The organism is Pseudomonas sp. JAI115 (genome assembly GCF_014200835.1).
Classification (GTDB): domain Bacteria; phylum Pseudomonadota; class Gammaproteobacteria; order Pseudomonadales; family Pseudomonadaceae; genus Aquipseudomonas; species Aquipseudomonas putida_A.
On sequence record NZ_JACHCY010000009.1, the window covers coordinates 105,831 to 120,977 of the forward strand.

Below are 15,147 nucleotides of genomic sequence, written 5' to 3' on the forward strand. Positions count from 1 at the left end.
GGGGTTCACCGGTCAGAAAGACAGGCGAGGGTTTTCGCTTTCGGCGGGGGTGTTCGGCAAGTGCATTTGGGGAATGGGTTTTATGCGGGGATTGCATTGGCGCCTGTAACGGCCTCTTCGCGAGCAGGCTCGCTCCCACAGTGGATTGTGGTGAGCGCAGAATTTGTGATCGACGCTAACTCTGTGGGAGCGAGCCTGCTCGCGAAGGCGTGCTGTCAGACGGCAAAATTCTCCAGCGAACACACCTCCTCATCCACCGCATCAATCGCCTTGATCTGCTCAATCATCGCCTCGGCCAACGGCGACAAGCGATACCCCGCGCGACTGACAATCCCGTAGCGGGTGTACAGCTCTTCCAGATCATCCGCCAGACCCTCGATCCGCACACACACCAGCTCACCCTTGGCCTGATGCAGCGCATCTGAATACGCCCCGACAATGCCGATCGCATCCGAACGCAGCACCACGCTGAGCAGGCTCGAGCTGTTTTCGCATTCCACATTCGGCGTGAAATCCGGGCGGCCGCTGAGGTCGACGATGACCTTGCGCAAGTTCGGCGGACGAATGCTCACTGCCAGTGGATAGCTCATCAATTGCTCGGCCGAAACCCGTTCAAATGCCGCTAACGGATGCCCGGCACGGCAACAGAAATGCCATTTGCGCGGCCGCAAGCGGTACGTCAGGTAATCCGGATCGGCCTCGAAGTGTCGAGTGTCGGCGACGAAGAACTCGAACTCCTCACTGAGCAGGCGTTTGCTCAGGCTCTGCCAGTCATCGACCTGAAATTGCACCCGCGCTTTCGGGTAGCGCCCGATGAACGCGCCGATCGCGCGCGGGATCAATCCGGCCGCCGGCGCCGGGCCGCAACCGAAGCGCAACTCGCCCGCCTCCAGACCATTGAACTGACTGATCTCGTTGGCCATCTGCTGCGCGCCGCTGACCAGTCGCCGTGCATGTTCGAGCAGCACCTGACCCTGCTTGGTCGGCGGCAGATCCTTGCGCCCGCGATCGACCAACTGACAGCCGACGCTGTGTTCCAGCGCCTGAATGCTGCGGCTGAACGCCGACTGCGACAGGTTCACCGCCTGCGCGCCTGCGACGAAGCTGCGTTGTTCGGCGAGGGCGATGAAGTGACGAAGTTGGCGCAAGTCGATATGCATTTTTCACATAAAAAATATCCGGGAAATGCATTGGATATGCATTAGGTCGACTCCTTATAAAGGCAATCTCTTATGCAGTAAATATTTGTAAATCCATAAATAAATAACTGAAAAGAATATGCAGCGCTGAAGACGTCTGTGTATTTTTTGACCAGGAGCCGCGCCATGAGTCCGTTGAACCTTGCGTCACCCTTAACGCCACGACGGCTCAAACGCCTGCCTCTAGCCCTGTTGCTGGCGGGGAGTGCCAGCTGGACTCACAGCTACGCCGCCGACGCCGAGACCCCGCCGCCAGCTCCCGCCGGCAAACCCGCGGCCAACAGCTCGCAGCTGGAAACCGTGACCGTCACCACCCGCCGTCGCGAGGAAAGTTCGCAAGATGTGCCGACGCCGATGAGCGTGGTCAGCGGCCAGACCCTGGAGACGCAGCGCGTCTACCGCATCCAGGATCTTCAGCAACTGGTGCCGAGCGTCAACGTCGCCTACATGCACGCGCGCCAGTCCAGCGTGTCGATTCGTGGCCTGGGCAACAACCCGGCGAGCGACGGCCTGGAAGGCAGCGTCGGTCTGTACATCGATAACGTGTATCTGGGCCGTCCGGGGATGGCGGTGTTCGACCTGATGGACATCGAACAGCTCGAAGTCTTGCGCGGGCCGCAGGGCACGCTGTTCGGCAAGAACACCACCGCCGGGGTGATCAACATCAGCACCCGCGCGCCGACCTTCACCCCTGAGCGCAGCATCGAAACCTCGTTCGGCGAGGACGGCTACTTCCAGACCAAGGGCACGATTTCCGGGCCGCTCAACGATCAACTGGCCGGACGTTTCTCGGCCTATCGCACCCGCAGCGACGGCGATATCAAGAACGAATACAACGGCCATGACCTGAACGGTGGCTCGCGCGATGGCTTCCGTGCGCAGTTGCTGTTCAAGCCCAACGAAGACTTCAACCTGCGCTGGATCGGCGACTACAACGAAGAGGACTCCAGCGCCGGCAACCGCGTGCTGTACAACACCGGACCGACCATCAACGGCGTCAACCTCTACCAATCGCGGGCCAATGCCGCCGGTGCGACGCTGGTCAACGGCTCGCACCGCAAGGTCAATCTGGACAACGACCAGCACGTCACCGTGCATCAGGGTGGCACGTCGGTGGAGGCCAACTGGACGCTGCCGAGCGATTTCACCCTGACCTCGATCAGCTCCTATCGCTTCTGGAATTTCACCCCGGCCAACGACGACGGTCTCAACGTTGCGGCGACTTACAACGCCGGGGTTTCGGTCGAAGACAAACAGTACTCGCAGGAATTTCGCCTGGCCTCGCCCAAGGGCGAGTTCTTCGATTACGTGGTGGGCGCGTACTACTTCGGCTCGGATCTGGACAACAAATCCTTCGCCTATTACGGCCCGCAGGCCGACATCTGGAACGGCACGCCACGCGGTGCGCTGGCCAACGTCGGCAGCGTCGGCAACGGCCACATCAAGACCGACAGTTTCGCGCTGTTCGCCCAAGGCACCTGGCACCTCACTGAGCGCCTGGACTTCACCGCCGGGGTGCGCGGCACCTATGAAGAGAAGAACGCCTGGGTCACCCGCGATGCGCCGGTCGGTGGCGCCACTGTCACCGGTGCAGCGGCCACGGCACGCCGCGGACGCACTGGCGCCTACGATTCCGGCGATCTCAATCAGTACAGTTCCAGCCCCTCTGGGTTGCTCAACCTCAGCTATCGCTTCACCGATGATCTGCTCGGTTACGCCACGCTGTCCCACGGCGAAAAATCCGGTGGGGTGAACCTCGCAGTGGGTTCGGCGCCAACCGCCGGCGCCGACTCGCTGCTGATCGGCACCGAACGCGCGAACAACGCCGAACTCGGTTTCAAAAGCACCTTGTGGGACCGGCGTCTGCAGCTCAACGCCAACGTTTTCTGGACTCAGGTCAACGCCTATCAGACCAACGCCTACGACGACCTCAACCGCGTGCAATACCTGACCAACGCCGGCTCGGTGCGCTCGCGCGGCGTCGAATTCGAAAGCACCGTGATCCCGTTGCGCGGCCTGACGCTGAACTTCAACGGCTCGTACAACGACGTCAGCTACCTCTCGTACAAAGATGCGCCATGCCCGCCGGAAGTCAGCCAGGCACCGAGCGCACCGGCGTCCTGCGACCTCAGCGGGCACCAGGTGGTCGGCGCGTCGAAATGGATCGGCAACGCCAACGGCAAATACGAATGGAATCTGGCCAACAGTCTGCAACCCTACGTCACCGGCAGCTACGCGTTCCGCTCCAAAGCGGTGGGCACGGTCGAAGATTCCGACTACGGGCAGATCCCGAGCTACGCGGTGGTCAACCTGTCCACCGGTCTGCGCGGCGATTTCAATCAGGGCCAGTGGGACGTTTCGCTGTGGCTGAAAAACGCCTTCGACAAGACCTACTACACGACCCTGTGGACCGGCGGCAACGGCGGTTATGAAGGCCTGCTCGGTACGCCGCGCACCCTCGGCGTTACCGGTCGCTACGACTTCTGATCTGTCATTCAAGGAGCTGCATCATGTTGCCAGGCAAAACCGCTTTAGCGCTGTTGTTATCCGGCGCAGCGTTGAGTACCTCGGTGTTCGCCGCACCCAGCGTGTACCCGACCGGCGTCACCCGCTACGACCCGAACAAGGCGTTCAACCAATACGTGATTTTCAGTGGTGCCGACAAGCAGACGCACCTGATCGACATGAACGGCAACGAGGTGAAAACCTGGCCGCAGGCGGGGTTTCCGTCGGCGATCATCGACCCGCAACTGGTCGGCGGCGAGCGCGGGCATGTGCTGTTGCAACTGAGCGACAAGGATCCGGGCAAGCTCGGCTCCGCCGGTAACGGCCTGGGCAATCAGAGCGTCGGCGAGCTGGACTGGAACGGCAAAGTGGTCTGGCAGTGGGGCGACAAGGCGCCCGGCGGCGCAGCGCAGCAACACCATGATCAGCGGCGCCTGAGCAACGGCAACACCGTGGTGCTGGCGAACAAGGTGCACAAGGTCAAAGGCTTCAAAGTGCCCGAGGTGATCGACGATGCGATCTACGAAGTCAGCCCCGACGGGCAGGTGAAATGGCAGTGGCTGGCCTCGGAACACCTCAACGAATTCGGCTTCACCCAGGAGCAACTGAAGCTGGTGCGCGCCAGCGACAACCCGGATTACCTGCACATCAACAACCTCAGCGTGGTCGGGCCGAACAAGTGGTTCGATGCCGGGGACAAGCGCTTCAATCCAGATAACCTGTTGCTCGATTCACGCAACGCCAACTTCATCGCGATCATCGACAAACACAGCGGCAAAGTGGTCTGGCGCCTCGGCCCGAACCTGCCGCTGATCAACCCGAAAACCGCACAGAAACTGCCGCGTCCGGTGGATCAATTTGTCGGCCAGCACGACGCGCACATCATCCCTGCCGGGCTGCCCGGTGCGGGCAACCTGCTGGTGTTCGACAACCAGGGTTCGGCGGGGTATCCGAACGTCACCCTCGGGCTGATTTCCGGCTCGCGAGTGCTGGAAATCGACCCGCAGAAAAATGAAATCGTCTGGCAGTACAGCGCGGCTAATTCGAAGCAGCCGGGGTGGGCGTTCTATAGCTCGTTCATCAGCAGCGCGCGACGTTTGCCCAACGGCAATACGCTGATCGACGAAGGCATGAACGGGCGCTTTTTCCAGGTCACGGCCGGCGGCGAAAACGTCTGGGAATACGTCAGTCCTTATCTGGGTAAAGCACCGGGCAGCGACGCGATCAGCAACTGGGTCTATCGGGCGTTGCCCGTGAGTTACGACTGGGTGCCGAAGGGTACGCCGCGCTCCGAGACCGCCGTGATTGCCCCGACATCGGCAGTGCAGCAGACCAGTGCCAGTCGTTAGTTGAAAAGGAATTAATGCTCGAATGAATGGCGATAAGTTATGTGCGGTTTGAATACTGCTTATTGCAATTTCGTTGAAAAGTCGCGTGGACAATAAGTGAATGGCCAACCATCCTGAGTGTCGTGAGTTTCCAGGAGGGAACTTGCTCTCATCGGAAGACACTTATCCAACCATAAAGGAAATCACGTTATGTCGAGCATTAATGGAACTTATGTAAACGCTAACGCTGGCGCCAAACTGACGATTACCGATGGCAACGACTCCAACGGCACCTTCAGCGGCAAGTTGAACCAGAACGGCGTGAACTACGACATCGCTTACGGGCATTACCATTTCCAGAACAGCACCGGGCAGCCTACGATCATCACCTTCGCGGCTCTGAATGACGGCACGGGTTATCAATCCTGGGCGCTGTTCTCGCCGGATCACACCTATTCGAAAGTTCGTGCGGCGGGTTCGCGCACCAACTTTGATGGTGATGTTGTTAGTCTGGCTGGAGAGTTTGTTAAACAGTAATTTTGTGTCACAAAAAAGCCGTCATGCTATTGAGCATGGCGGCTTTTTTCTTACATGAAATAAGTCATTTTCATGTTGGTTGCGCTTCCTATGGATGACAGCGTTTGCTGGCGTCTGATTCTAAGCTCGAGGTGAACTCAATCATTCGAGCAGGACGCTTACATGCAAAACGCGCTTTATTCCAACACCCTCGATGGGCCCTCTCTGACCATTGTCGATTCCGATGACCGCACCGGGGTCTTCGGCGGCACGTTGCATCACCAAGGCATCAACTACGGCATTGTCAGTGGCCGTTATGCCAGCCTCAACGGCTACCAGCCGCCAACCGTGGTCACGCTGATTGCCAATAACCAGGATCACGGTTATTTCGCCCTGACCCTGTTCTCGCCAAGTCGCGGCACTCACGAACTGCAGGGGCACTGCGTGCGCGTTACCTATGACGGCGTGGTCAGCAGCCTGCCGGGCGACTTCGTTCGCCACGCATGAGGCGCAGCCAGCGCCAGATTTCTTCGCAAACACAAGCAAGGATGCTGCACATGTCCACGATCAATGGCGTTTATCGTCATGAACCTTCAGATACAACCTTGACCCTGACCGAGGGCGATGACCGCACCGGCAGTTTCACCGGCACGTTGTCCGTGTCCGGCACCGATTACCCGATCGCATTTGGCAATTTTCATTTCAGGCATGGCTTTTCAACAGGCCCGGTCGCTATCTCTTTCAATACGCTGACGGCCGATGGCACGGCGCAAGCCTGGGTGATGTTCTCGCCCGATCAGGCCTACACACGCTTGCGGGCAATGGGCAGCGCGGCGGACATGATGGGCAACACCGGGTTGAATGGCCTGGAATTCATCCGGAAAAACCGCTGAAGAAGCGCGAAATGAGCGGGTTTCGCATGCCTTCGCCGAATAATTTTCATGCTTGAAAAGCATTGTAAATTCAGCCCTCGGCGCCAGCCCTTGCAGGCCGTGGCTTCGCGACAATCTACGAAAACCTATATTCGTTAAAAATCTAAACACATCGATAAAAGTTACTTTCGGAGATAAGCGATTGCTCCAATGATTCACCCAACGACCGGTCGCCCGGGGGATGTTTGCGGCGACCTGTCGGGTACTTCGCAAAAAGACCGCAGGGAGTGAATCAATGGGCAATGTCCAGACCGCCGCCAGCGCACAGGAATTGCTGTGGCGTCAGACGCCGAGTGGCGAACTGGTCGATCTCGGCCGGCCGCATCGTGTGCCGCTGGGGCAGCTGCGTTTGCAGCGTGCGCCCAAGGGCATTCTGAGCCGCCGTGAAACCATTCTGCTCGGCGTGCTGGCGCTGCTGGTGCACGGCGCGGTGATCTATTGGATCAACCAGCATCCGACGCCGCCGTTGCCAATCGTGCCGCCGGAAATTCCGCCGATGACCATCGAGTTTTCGCGGCCGGCGCCACCCGCGCCGCCGGTGGTCGAACCGCCGCCACCGGCACCGGTCGTGGAGCCACCGCCACCGGTTGAAGACGAGTTGGCCGTAAAGCCGCCGCCGCCCAAACCGATTCCCAAGCCCAAGCCGAAACCGGTGGCCAAACCGGTTCCGAAACCAGCACCGAAAGCTGTTGAACAACCACCCGCGCCGCCACAACCGGCAGCTCCGGTTGCCGCCCCGGCGCCACCTGCACCACCGGCCCCGGCGCCCGTGACGCCGGCTTCGGCCAACGCCGCGTATTTGAAGAATCCGGCGCCGGAATATCCGTCGCTGGCCCAGCGTCGCGGTTGGGAAGGCACGGTGATGTTAAGGGTGCACGTGTTGGCCAATGGCAAACCGGGCGAGATCCAGATTCAGAAAAGCAGTGGTCGGCAACAGCTCGACGATGCGGCACTCAATGCCGTCAAGCAGTGGAGCTTCGTGCCGGCCAAGCAGGGTGATGTCGCCCAGGACGGCTGGGTCAGCGTGCCCATCGATTTCAAGATTCATTAAACCGAAACCTATTCGCGCTAAATGTTTACACGAGGGAATACATCATGACGTTACTGGCCTCTCCACTGGAATCCATCGAAAGCGCGGTGATCTGGCTGCTGGTGGTTTTTTCCGTTGCCACCTGGGGACTGGCGCTGCTCAAGGCTGTGCAGTTCGGTCGTCTGAAGGCGCAGGATCGCAAGTTTCATAAACGCTTCTGGGCGGCCTCGAGTCTGGATTCCGCCGCCGAGTTGAGCGAAACCCAACCCGGCGCTGCGGCCCGGGTGGCACAAGCCGGTTACGCGGCGATTCAGGTGGGTGAGGCGCCGCAGGCCAATGACCTGAGCCAGGCGATCAACCATCAGGATCGTCTCGAACGGGCCTTGCGCCAGCAGATCGTCCGCGAACGGCGTTCGCTGGAAACCGGTCTGGCGGTAGTCGCGAGTATTGGTAGTACGTCGCCGTTCATTGGTTTGTTCGGCACGGTGTGGGGAATCATGGAGGCGTTGAAAGGCATCAGCGCGGCAGGCTCGGCGAGCCTGGAAACCGTCGCAGGTCCGATTGGCGCGGCACTGGTCGCCACTGGTGTGGGGATCGCCGTCGCGGTGCCGGCGGTGCTGGTTTACAACTACTTTTTGCGTCGTCTGAAACTGACGGCGGCGGATCTGGATGACTTCGCCCACGACTTTTACAGCCTGGCGCAAAAGAGCTCGTTCCGCGTGCTGATCCATCCGACGGCGAACAAGGTCGCGGCACCGGGCAACGCGACAAAAGTGAAGGAGGCGTCCTGATATGGCCTTCTCCACGCAAGACAGCGATGAGGTGCTGAGCGAGATCAACGTGACACCGCTGGTGGACGTGATGCTGGTGCTGCTGGTGGTGTTTATCGTCACCGCGCCGCTGCTGACCAATGCGATCCCGATCAACCTGCCGAAAACCGAAGCGGTGGCGCCGGTCGAGCAGAAAGATCCGCTGGTGGTGAGCATCGACGGCGCCGGCAAACTGTTTATCAACAAGGATGAAATTCAGCCGGACTTGCTGGAATTCAACCTTAAGTCGGCCAAGGCAAAAGACCCGGAAGTGCGCGTGCAATTGCAGGCCGACGACGGGGTGAACTACGGCGAAGTGGCGCGGGCCATGGCTTCGATTGAACGGGCGGGGATTACCAAATTGTCGGTGATCACTGCGCGGTAAACAGGATTTACGTTTTTCCGGGGCCGTCTCCTTGGCAGGGTGCGGCCCTTTTTTTATTCCGCAAAACCAGCCTCACCACCGACCTATTGTGGGAACGGGCTTGCTCGCGAAAGCGTCAGCTGCATCGACATCAATGTTGACTGAGACACCGCATTCGCGAGCAAGCCCGCTCCCACAGATGCATCTCTTATATTCTTTTTGGGTCTTAATAAATAGCTTCTTATTCCTTAACGAATATAAATCCCGTCCCTATACTCGATCAGGAACAGACACGACGCAGGAGAGCTCCCCATGCGCAACGAATCAATCCGCTACCTGATTGTGCCGGGCTGGCAAGGATCGCCAGAAGATCATTGGCAAACCCACTGGCAGAACAGTCTGCCCAACAGCGCACGCGTGGAGCAGGCCGACTGGCTGACGCCGCGCCGTGAAGACTGGGTCGCGGCGCTGGCCGAAGCGATTGCTGCCGACAGCACGCCGGTGATCCTGATTGCTCACAGCCTGGGTTGCATCACCGTTGCACATTGGGCGGCTACCGCGCCTGTGCAATACCTGCGTCAGGTGCGCGGTGCGTTGCTGGTCGCACCTGCCGATGTCGAGCGTCCGGCCTGCGCGCCGGCACTGCGCAATTTCGCGCCGATCCCGACCGATCTGTTGCCGTTCCCCAGCCAGGTGGTCAGTTCCGACAACGACGCCGCCGTCAGCGCTCCGCGCGCTCTTGAGCTGGCGCGCAACTGGGGCGCCGAGGCGGGAATTCTTGCCGGGGCGGGGCACATCAACGTCAAGTCTGGGCATCAGCGCTGGGAGCAGGGTTTCGCTTATCTGTATCGCCTCCAAAACCGTATGGAACACCACGCCCGGCGTCGCGCTTGAACCTTTTTCTTTTCTGAACGCCCCCGTCTGCCGGCGGTTCTGGGCGGGAGTCTGCCATGAGTTTCGAAACGTTCGGTCAGCCGTTGCTGACCTTTCCCGATGCGGAAAAAAGTCCCCTGAGCATTCGCGCCAAGGCGCTGGTGTTCGTCGATCCCCGCTCCCGCCAGTTGCGCGAGCAGCTGGAGCACCTCGCGCCGCGTGCCATTTCGGTGTTGATTCGTGGCGAGACCGGCACCGGTAAAGAGCTGCTCGCGCGCCACATCCACCGTGCCAGTGATCGCAGCGGTCTGTTCGTCTCGGTCAATTGCGGCGCGATCAGTCCGACCTACGCCGATGCCGAACTGTTCGGCTATGCCGCCGGCAGTTACACCGGTTCGGCGAGCAGTCGCGCCGGCTGGTTCGGTTCGGCCAACGGCGGCACCTTGTATCTGGACGAAATCGGCGATCTGCCGTTGCCGATCCAGATCAAACTGCTCGCCGCCCTGGAAAACCACGAAGTCACCCGCGTCGGCGCACATCAGCCAAGCCCGGTGGATGTGCGGCTGGTGGCGGCAACCAGCATTGATCTGGCGCAAGCGGTGGACGCGGGGAAATTTCACGAACGGCTCTATCACTACCTCAGCGAAGGTCAGCTGGAATTGCCGGCCCTGCGTGAGCGAATCGGCGACATCCTGTCGCTGGCGGAGTATTTCCTCGGCATTTACAGCCAGCGCCTGGATCTGCCGGTGCCGTTGATCAGCGAAGCGGCGCAACACCTGTTGGAGCGCCACAGCTGGCCGGGCAACACCCGCGAGCTGGAAAACGTCATTCACTTTGCGCTGTTGGTCAGCACTGGCGACGAAATCCTGCCGGAGCACCTGAACCTGCCCGAGGTGTCTGGGCCGCAGCTTCAGATCGAACGACTGGTAGCACAAATCAATATTGGCGGTAGCGTTGACGAACGTAAGGCTTTGAAAGATCTGCTGATTGGTTTGAGCCAGCAGTTGTAGCCGTTCGGTTCTGTATGAACGAAATGGAATATCAAAGTGAATAAACGTTATTGTGCGGGAATAAAAAATCCCGGTATTGTCCGCTTCACGCCAGAGATAGCACTTCACCGGCACTCGTATTAATAGCCGTCGCCATTCGCGACCGTGATTCTCGATAAGGACACTGCATGAAAAAGGTTCTGTTGTTTACCGCATTGGCGGCTGCTCTGACTGCTTCCCTGGCCCAGGCCGGCGAGAAACTGGTGGTGGCGGCGACTCCGGTGCCGCACGCGGAAATTCTCGAGCTGATCAAACCGACCCTGGCCAAAGAAGGCGTGGATCTGGAAATCAAGGTCTTCACCGACTACGTGCAGCCGAACGTGCAGGTTGGCGAGAAGCGTCTGGATGCCAACTACTTCCAGACCAAGCCTTACCTGGACAGCTTCAACGCCGGCAAATACAAGGACGACAAGTCCAAGTACCTGGTGACCGTGCAAGGCGTCCACGTTGAACCCTTCGGTGGCTACTCGAGCAAGTACAAGAAACTGGCTGATCTGCCAGACGGCGCGACCATCGCCATCCCGAACGAAGGCAGCAACAGCGGCCGTGCGCTGATCCTGCTGCAGAAGGCTGGCCTGATCGAACTGAAAGATCCGAAAAACGCCCTGGCGACCCCGAAAGACATCGCCAAGAACCCGCACAACTTCAAGTTCAAGGAACTGGAATCGGCCCTGCTGCCACGCGTCCTGAAGGAAGTTGATCTGGACATGATCAACACCAACTACGCGCTGGAAGCCAAGTTGAACCCGACCAAGGATGCGCTGGTGATCGAAGGCGCTGATTCGCCTTACGTGAACTTCCTGGTAGCCCGTGAGGACAACAAGAACAGTGACGCCATCAAGAAACTCGCCGCTGCCCTGACCAGCCCGGAAGTCAAAGCGTTCATCGAGAAGAAGTACAACGGCGCGGTATTGCCGGCGTTCTGATCCGACGCGTGAACCACCCCTTCAAGGTATGAAAACGCCGATGGCCAGCGATGGTCATCGGCGTTTTTGTGCGTGCGTTGAAAAGCCCCTCACCCTAGCCCTCTCCCAAAGGCAGAGGGGACTGATTGGGGGATGCTGTAGAAGTACACCGACGTGAAAGTTTTCTGCCGAATCCATAATCGACTCGATCTTTCAGGTCGATGTTAATCGCCAGACACTGCGGTCGGCCCCCTCTCCCTCGGGGAGAGGGCTGGGGTGAGGGTGCTGTTGATCCTGACCTCAGGTTACCTGAGCCTTCAACGCCCGGCGCAACGCCACGAGCAATTTCACGATGTCCTGCGGATCCAGTCGCTGCGGCACTTTTACGTCCATGTTGTCTTCCTTGTAATGGTTTGGCCGGGGGAGTCTGGCCAAAAGCTGTTCGTCCTTGGAGGGCTTTCATGCAAAAAAGATCCTTCCTACAGCGCAAGGGAAAATAGCCTTCTTATTCCTTCCCGGCAAACCCACAGGATAGTTTTTTGCGTAATATCAATATGCTTTAACGGTATTTAAATTCTTGTTTTTATACCTATAAAGTCAGCGCCTGCCGGACAGTTACCCGCTGTCCATGGACTGCATGACCGTCGCTTACCTAGCGACGTCCAGGATGCTTCATGACTTTCGATTACGCATTTATCCTCAGTACCCTGCCGGCCTTTCTCAAGGCCGTGGGCGTGACGCTGCAAGTCGGGTTCATCGCCATCGGCACGTCGCTGCTGGTGGCGCTGCTCAACGCGACGATTCTGGTGTTTCGCACACCGTACCTGCAAAAACTGGTGGGCCTGTATGTGGAACTGGCGCGCAACACGCCGTTGCTGATTCAACTGTTCTTCGTCTACTTCGCCTTGCCGGCCATCGGCATCCAGGTTTCCGGATTTACCGCGGCAATCATCACCATGACTTTTCTCGGCGGCGCCTACCTCACCGAAGTGCTGCGCGCCGGCGTCGATGCGGTACCGCAGGCGCAACTGGAATCGGGGCGCTCCATCGGCCTGTCCCACGGCCAGTTGCTGCGCTACGTGATCCTGCCGCAGGCGGGGATTCTCAGCCTGCCGTCGCTGTTCGCCAATTTCATTTTCCTGCTCAAGGAAACCACCGTGGTCTCGGCGGTGGCGGTGCCGGAAATCCTCTACACCACCAAAAGCTACATCGCGCTCTACTACAAAACCTACGAAATGCTCGCCGTGCTGACGCTGATCTGCGTGCTGTTGTTCTTGCCGCTGTCGCTGTTGCTCAGCCGTCTGGAAAGGAGGCTCCAGCATGGCCAGTTCGGGTCTTGAGCTGCTCTGGGTGTCGTTGCCGCAACTGGCAAAAGGCGCCGGGCAAACCTTGTCGATTTCGTTCCTGAGCATCGCCATCAGCACCGTTGGCGGCGTGCTCTACGGCGTATTGCGCACGCTCAATGTGGCGTGGCTGAACGCGATCCTGCGGATCTATCTGGAACTGTTCCGGGCGATCCCGGTGCTGGTCTGGCTATACCTGCTGTTTTTCGGCCTGCCGATTTTCTTCGGCCTGAGCCTGCCGAGCTTCTGGTGCGCGGTGCTGGTGCTGTCGCTGTGGGGTGCCAGCGAGGTTGGCGAAGTAGCGCGCGGTGCGTTGCATTCTTTGCCGCGCGGGCAGCGTGAAGCAGGGTTGTCGATCGGTCTCAATGCGGCGCAACTCTATGGCTACGTGCTGCTGCCGCAGGCGCTGAAACGCATGACGCCGCCGACCATCAACGTCTACACGCGAATCATCAAGACCAGCTCGCTGGCGGTGCTGATTGGCGTGGTCGATGTGATCAAGGTCGGCCAGCAGATCATCGAGCGCACTTACGAATCGGTGCTGATCTACGGCGCGCTGTTTCTGTTTTTCTTTTTCATCTGCTACCCGCTCTCGGCCGCTTCGCGCGTGCTGGAGCGGCGCTGGACGCAAGCATGAGCGCATTGGTCGAGTTTCAGGGTTTCAACAAATTCTACGGCGAGCAGCAGGTGCTCAAGGGCATCGACCTGCAAGTGCGCAGCGGCGAAGTGATCGTCATCCTCGGCCCCAGCGGTTGTGGCAAAAGCACGCTGCTGCGTTGCCTCAATGGTCTGGAAGAAGCCCACAGCGGCAGCCTGAAGTTTGTCGGCCGCGAGCTGCTGGACAAGGCCACCGACTGGCGCGAAGTGCGTCAGCAGATCGGCATGGTGTTCCAGAGTTATCACCTGTTCCCGCACATGAGCGTGCTCGACAATTTGCTGCTCGGCCCGCTCAAGGTGCAAAAGCGCCAGCGCCGTGAAGCGCAGCAGCAAGCCGAAGCCTTGCTCGAACGGGTGGGCCTGGCGGACAAGCGCGATGCGTTTCCACGCCAGCTCTCCGGCGGCCAGCAGCAACGCATCGCCATCGTCCGCTCGTTGTGCATGAACCCGCGGGTCATGCTCTTTGATGAAGTCACTGCCGCGCTTGATCCAGAGATGGTCAAGGAAGTGCTGCAAGTGATTCAGGGCTTGGCCCGCGAGGGCATGACCCTGCTGATCGTCACCCACGAAATGGCCTTCGCCCGCGCGGTGGCCGACCGCATCGTGTTCATGGATGCCGGGCGCATCCTTGAGCAGAACCCGCCCGAGATTTTCTTTACGAACCCGCAAACCGCACGCGCGCAGCAGTTTCTGGAGAAGTTCTCCTTCGTTGCAACACTGCCTGAAACGAATCCGACAAAGGAACTGGAACCGCTATGAAAACTGCCAAGTCATCCCTGTTTTTACTGCCGCTGCTGGGGCTCGCGCTGCTCGCTGGCTGCAACAAATCCGAAGAACCGGCCAAGCCGAAAGTCGCCAGCGAAAGCACCGCGCCGGCCAGCTATCTGGACAAGATCAAGGCCCGCGACAAACTGATCGTCGGCGTATTCACCGACAAGCCACCGTTCGGCTTCGTCGATGAGGCCGGGCGCTACGTCGGCTTCGACACCGACATCGGTCGGCGCTTCGCCAAGGATCTGTTGGGCGATGAGAACAAGGTCGAGTTCGTGGCCGTGGAACCGGCGAGCCGCATTCCGTTCCTGCAGAGCGACAAGGTCGACCTGATCCTCGCCAACATGACCGTGACCCCGGAGCGCAAGGAGGCGGTGGAATTCACCAACCCGAACCTCAAGGTCGCGGTGCAGGCACTGGTACCGCAAGGCAGCGCGGTAAAAAATCTGGATGACCTGGCCACTCGCACCACCATCGTTACCACCGGTACCACCGCCGACATCTGGCTGACCAAGAATCATCCGGACTGGAAACTGCTGAAGTTCGAGAAAAATTCCGAGTCGTTGCAAGCCTTGGCCAACGGTCGCGGCGATGCCTACGCGCAGGACAATCTGGTGCTGTTCAGCTGGGCCAAGCAGAACCCGGGCTACCGCGTGCTGGACGAAAAACTCGGCGCCGAAGCACCGATTGCCCCGGCAGTGAAGAAGGGCAACGTCGAGCTGCGTGACTGGGTGAATACCGAGCTGGCCAAGTTGGGTGAGGAGAAATATCTGCTCAAGCTGTATGACCAATATGTGCGTAAAGAACTGAGCGATGACACCCAGCCTGAGAGTGTGATTGTCGAGGGTGGCAAGTGGCAGGGGTGA

The 15,147-nt window shown here is 59.4% G+C and carries 16 protein-coding genes; 15 read left to right on the top strand and 1 reads right to left on the bottom strand.

Going from position 1 to position 15,147, the window contains the following annotated elements; genetic code table 11:
- Nucleotides 1-215: 215 nt before the first annotated feature.
- Entirely contained in the window at nt 216-1,160 is a 945-nt protein-coding gene (locus HDC30_RS19855) for a LysR family transcriptional regulator (protein ID WP_183784531.1), read from the bottom strand.
- Between the two features lie 165 nt (nt 1,161-1,325).
- On the opposite strand from HDC30_RS19855, the gene HDC30_RS19860 reads away from it, so the two are divergent.
- The 15 genes from HDC30_RS19860 to HDC30_RS19930 all read left to right on the top strand — a co-directional run bounded on the left by HDC30_RS19860 (nt 1,326) and on the right by HDC30_RS19930 (nt 15,147).
- Nucleotides 1,326-3,686 (top strand): TonB-dependent receptor, encoded by a 2,361-nt coding sequence (locus HDC30_RS19860; RefSeq protein ID WP_183784533.1) that lies wholly within the window; start codon nt 1,326-1,328, stop codon nt 3,684-3,686.
- 23 nt (nt 3,687-3,709) lie between these two features.
- Nucleotides 3,710-5,053, top strand: coding sequence for an aryl-sulfate sulfotransferase (locus HDC30_RS19865; RefSeq protein WP_183784535.1), 1,344 nt, complete (start codon nt 3,710-3,712; stop codon nt 5,051-5,053).
- A 189-nt stretch (nt 5,054-5,242) separates the two neighbouring features.
- Nucleotides 5,243-5,569, top strand: coding sequence for a hypothetical protein (locus HDC30_RS19870; protein ID WP_096797777.1), 327 nt, complete (start codon nt 5,243-5,245; stop codon nt 5,567-5,569).
- 162 nt (nt 5,570-5,731) lie between these two features.
- The gene (locus HDC30_RS19875) at nt 5,732-6,055 is read left to right on the top strand and encodes a hypothetical protein (protein ID WP_007963450.1); all 324 of its coding nucleotides are present in this window, start codon (nt 5,732-5,734) and stop codon (nt 6,053-6,055) included.
- Between the two features lie 50 nt (nt 6,056-6,105).
- The gene (locus HDC30_RS19880) at nt 6,106-6,441 is read left to right on the top strand and encodes a hypothetical protein (protein ID WP_096797440.1); all 336 of its coding nucleotides are present in this window, start codon (nt 6,106-6,108) and stop codon (nt 6,439-6,441) included.
- A 274-nt stretch (nt 6,442-6,715) separates the two neighbouring features.
- Nucleotides 6,716-7,531: an energy transducer TonB gene (locus tag HDC30_RS19885; protein WP_183784537.1), complete on the top strand. Its 816-nt coding sequence runs from the start codon at nt 6,716-6,718 to the stop codon at nt 7,529-7,531.
- Between the two features lie 44 nt (nt 7,532-7,575).
- Complete coding sequence (locus HDC30_RS19890; protein WP_096797442.1) at nt 7,576-8,301, top strand: MotA/TolQ/ExbB proton channel family protein; 726 nt, start codon at nt 7,576-7,578, stop codon at nt 8,299-8,301.
- 1 nt (nt 8,302) lies between these two features.
- Nucleotides 8,303-8,704, top strand: coding sequence for a biopolymer transporter ExbD (locus HDC30_RS19895; RefSeq protein WP_003220570.1), 402 nt, complete (start codon nt 8,303-8,305; stop codon nt 8,702-8,704).
- Nucleotides 8,705-8,995: 291 nt separating this feature from the next.
- Complete coding sequence (locus HDC30_RS19900) at nt 8,996-9,577, top strand: alpha/beta hydrolase (RefSeq protein WP_003220572.1); 582 nt, start codon at nt 8,996-8,998, stop codon at nt 9,575-9,577.
- Nucleotides 9,578-9,633: 56 nt separating this feature from the next.
- On the top strand, nt 9,634-10,566 hold the full coding sequence (locus HDC30_RS19905; protein ID WP_115988465.1) for a sigma 54-interacting transcriptional regulator: 933 nt from the start codon (nt 9,634-9,636) through the stop codon (nt 10,564-10,566).
- Between the two features lie 167 nt (nt 10,567-10,733).
- Nucleotides 10,734-11,531 carry a MetQ/NlpA family ABC transporter substrate-binding protein gene (locus HDC30_RS19910; protein ID WP_027611172.1) on the top strand — a complete coding sequence of 266 codons (798 nt, stop codon included), beginning with the start codon at nt 10,734-10,736 and terminating at the stop codon, nt 11,529-11,531.
- A gap of 653 nt (nt 11,532-12,184) precedes the next feature.
- A complete protein-coding gene (locus HDC30_RS19915; RefSeq protein ID WP_027611173.1) occupies nt 12,185-12,850 on the top strand; it encodes an amino acid ABC transporter permease in 666 nt (221 codons plus the stop codon).
- Nucleotides 12,831-13,490: an amino acid ABC transporter permease gene (locus HDC30_RS19920; RefSeq protein WP_095137883.1), complete on the top strand. Its 660-nt coding sequence runs from the start codon at nt 12,831-12,833 to the stop codon at nt 13,488-13,490. The genes HDC30_RS19915 and HDC30_RS19920 overlap by 20 nt, the downstream gene beginning before the upstream one ends.
- Nucleotides 13,487-14,269, top strand: coding sequence for an amino acid ABC transporter ATP-binding protein (locus HDC30_RS19925; protein ID WP_183784539.1), 783 nt, complete (start codon nt 13,487-13,489; stop codon nt 14,267-14,269). The genes HDC30_RS19920 and HDC30_RS19925 overlap by 4 nt, the downstream gene beginning before the upstream one ends.
- Nucleotides 14,266-15,147, top strand: a complete 882-nt coding sequence (locus HDC30_RS19930) for a transporter substrate-binding domain-containing protein (protein WP_183784541.1) — start codon at nt 14,266-14,268, stop codon at nt 15,145-15,147. Before HDC30_RS19925 ends, HDC30_RS19930 begins: the two co-directional genes overlap by 4 nt.

Coding starts and splice junctions, on each gene's coding strand:
- HDC30_RS19900 (WP_003220572.1), top strand. CDS start 8,996: ATGCGCAACGAATCAATCCGCTACCTGATTGTGCCGGGCTGGCAAGGA.
- HDC30_RS19875 (WP_007963450.1), top strand. CDS start 5,732: ATGCAAAACGCGCTTTATTCCAACACCCTCGATGGGCCCTCTCTGACC.
- HDC30_RS19865 (WP_183784535.1), top strand. CDS start 3,710: ATGTTGCCAGGCAAAACCGCTTTAGCGCTGTTGTTATCCGGCGCAGCG.
- HDC30_RS19870 (WP_096797777.1), top strand. CDS start 5,243: ATGTCGAGCATTAATGGAACTTATGTAAACGCTAACGCTGGCGCCAAA.
- HDC30_RS19890 (WP_096797442.1), top strand. CDS start 7,576: ATGACGTTACTGGCCTCTCCACTGGAATCCATCGAAAGCGCGGTGATC.
- HDC30_RS19930 (WP_183784541.1), top strand. CDS start 14,266: ATGAAAACTGCCAAGTCATCCCTGTTTTTACTGCCGCTGCTGGGGCTC.
- HDC30_RS19920 (WP_095137883.1), top strand. CDS start 12,831: ATGGCCAGTTCGGGTCTTGAGCTGCTCTGGGTGTCGTTGCCGCAACTG.
- HDC30_RS19880 (WP_096797440.1), top strand. CDS start 6,106: ATGTCCACGATCAATGGCGTTTATCGTCATGAACCTTCAGATACAACC.
- HDC30_RS19905 (WP_115988465.1), top strand. CDS start 9,634: ATGAGTTTCGAAACGTTCGGTCAGCCGTTGCTGACCTTTCCCGATGCG.
- HDC30_RS19910 (WP_027611172.1), top strand. CDS start 10,734: ATGAAAAAGGTTCTGTTGTTTACCGCATTGGCGGCTGCTCTGACTGCT.
- HDC30_RS19895 (WP_003220570.1), top strand. CDS start 8,303: ATGGCCTTCTCCACGCAAGACAGCGATGAGGTGCTGAGCGAGATCAAC.
- HDC30_RS19925 (WP_183784539.1), top strand. CDS start 13,487: ATGAGCGCATTGGTCGAGTTTCAGGGTTTCAACAAATTCTACGGCGAG.
- HDC30_RS19860 (WP_183784533.1), top strand. CDS start 1,326: ATGAGTCCGTTGAACCTTGCGTCACCCTTAACGCCACGACGGCTCAAA.
- HDC30_RS19915 (WP_027611173.1), top strand. CDS start 12,185: ATGACTTTCGATTACGCATTTATCCTCAGTACCCTGCCGGCCTTTCTC.
- HDC30_RS19855 (WP_183784531.1), bottom strand. CDS start 1,160: ATGCATATCGACTTGCGCCAACTTCGTCACTTCATCGCCCTCGCCGAA.
- HDC30_RS19885 (WP_183784537.1), top strand. CDS start 6,716: ATGGGCAATGTCCAGACCGCCGCCAGCGCACAGGAATTGCTGTGGCGT.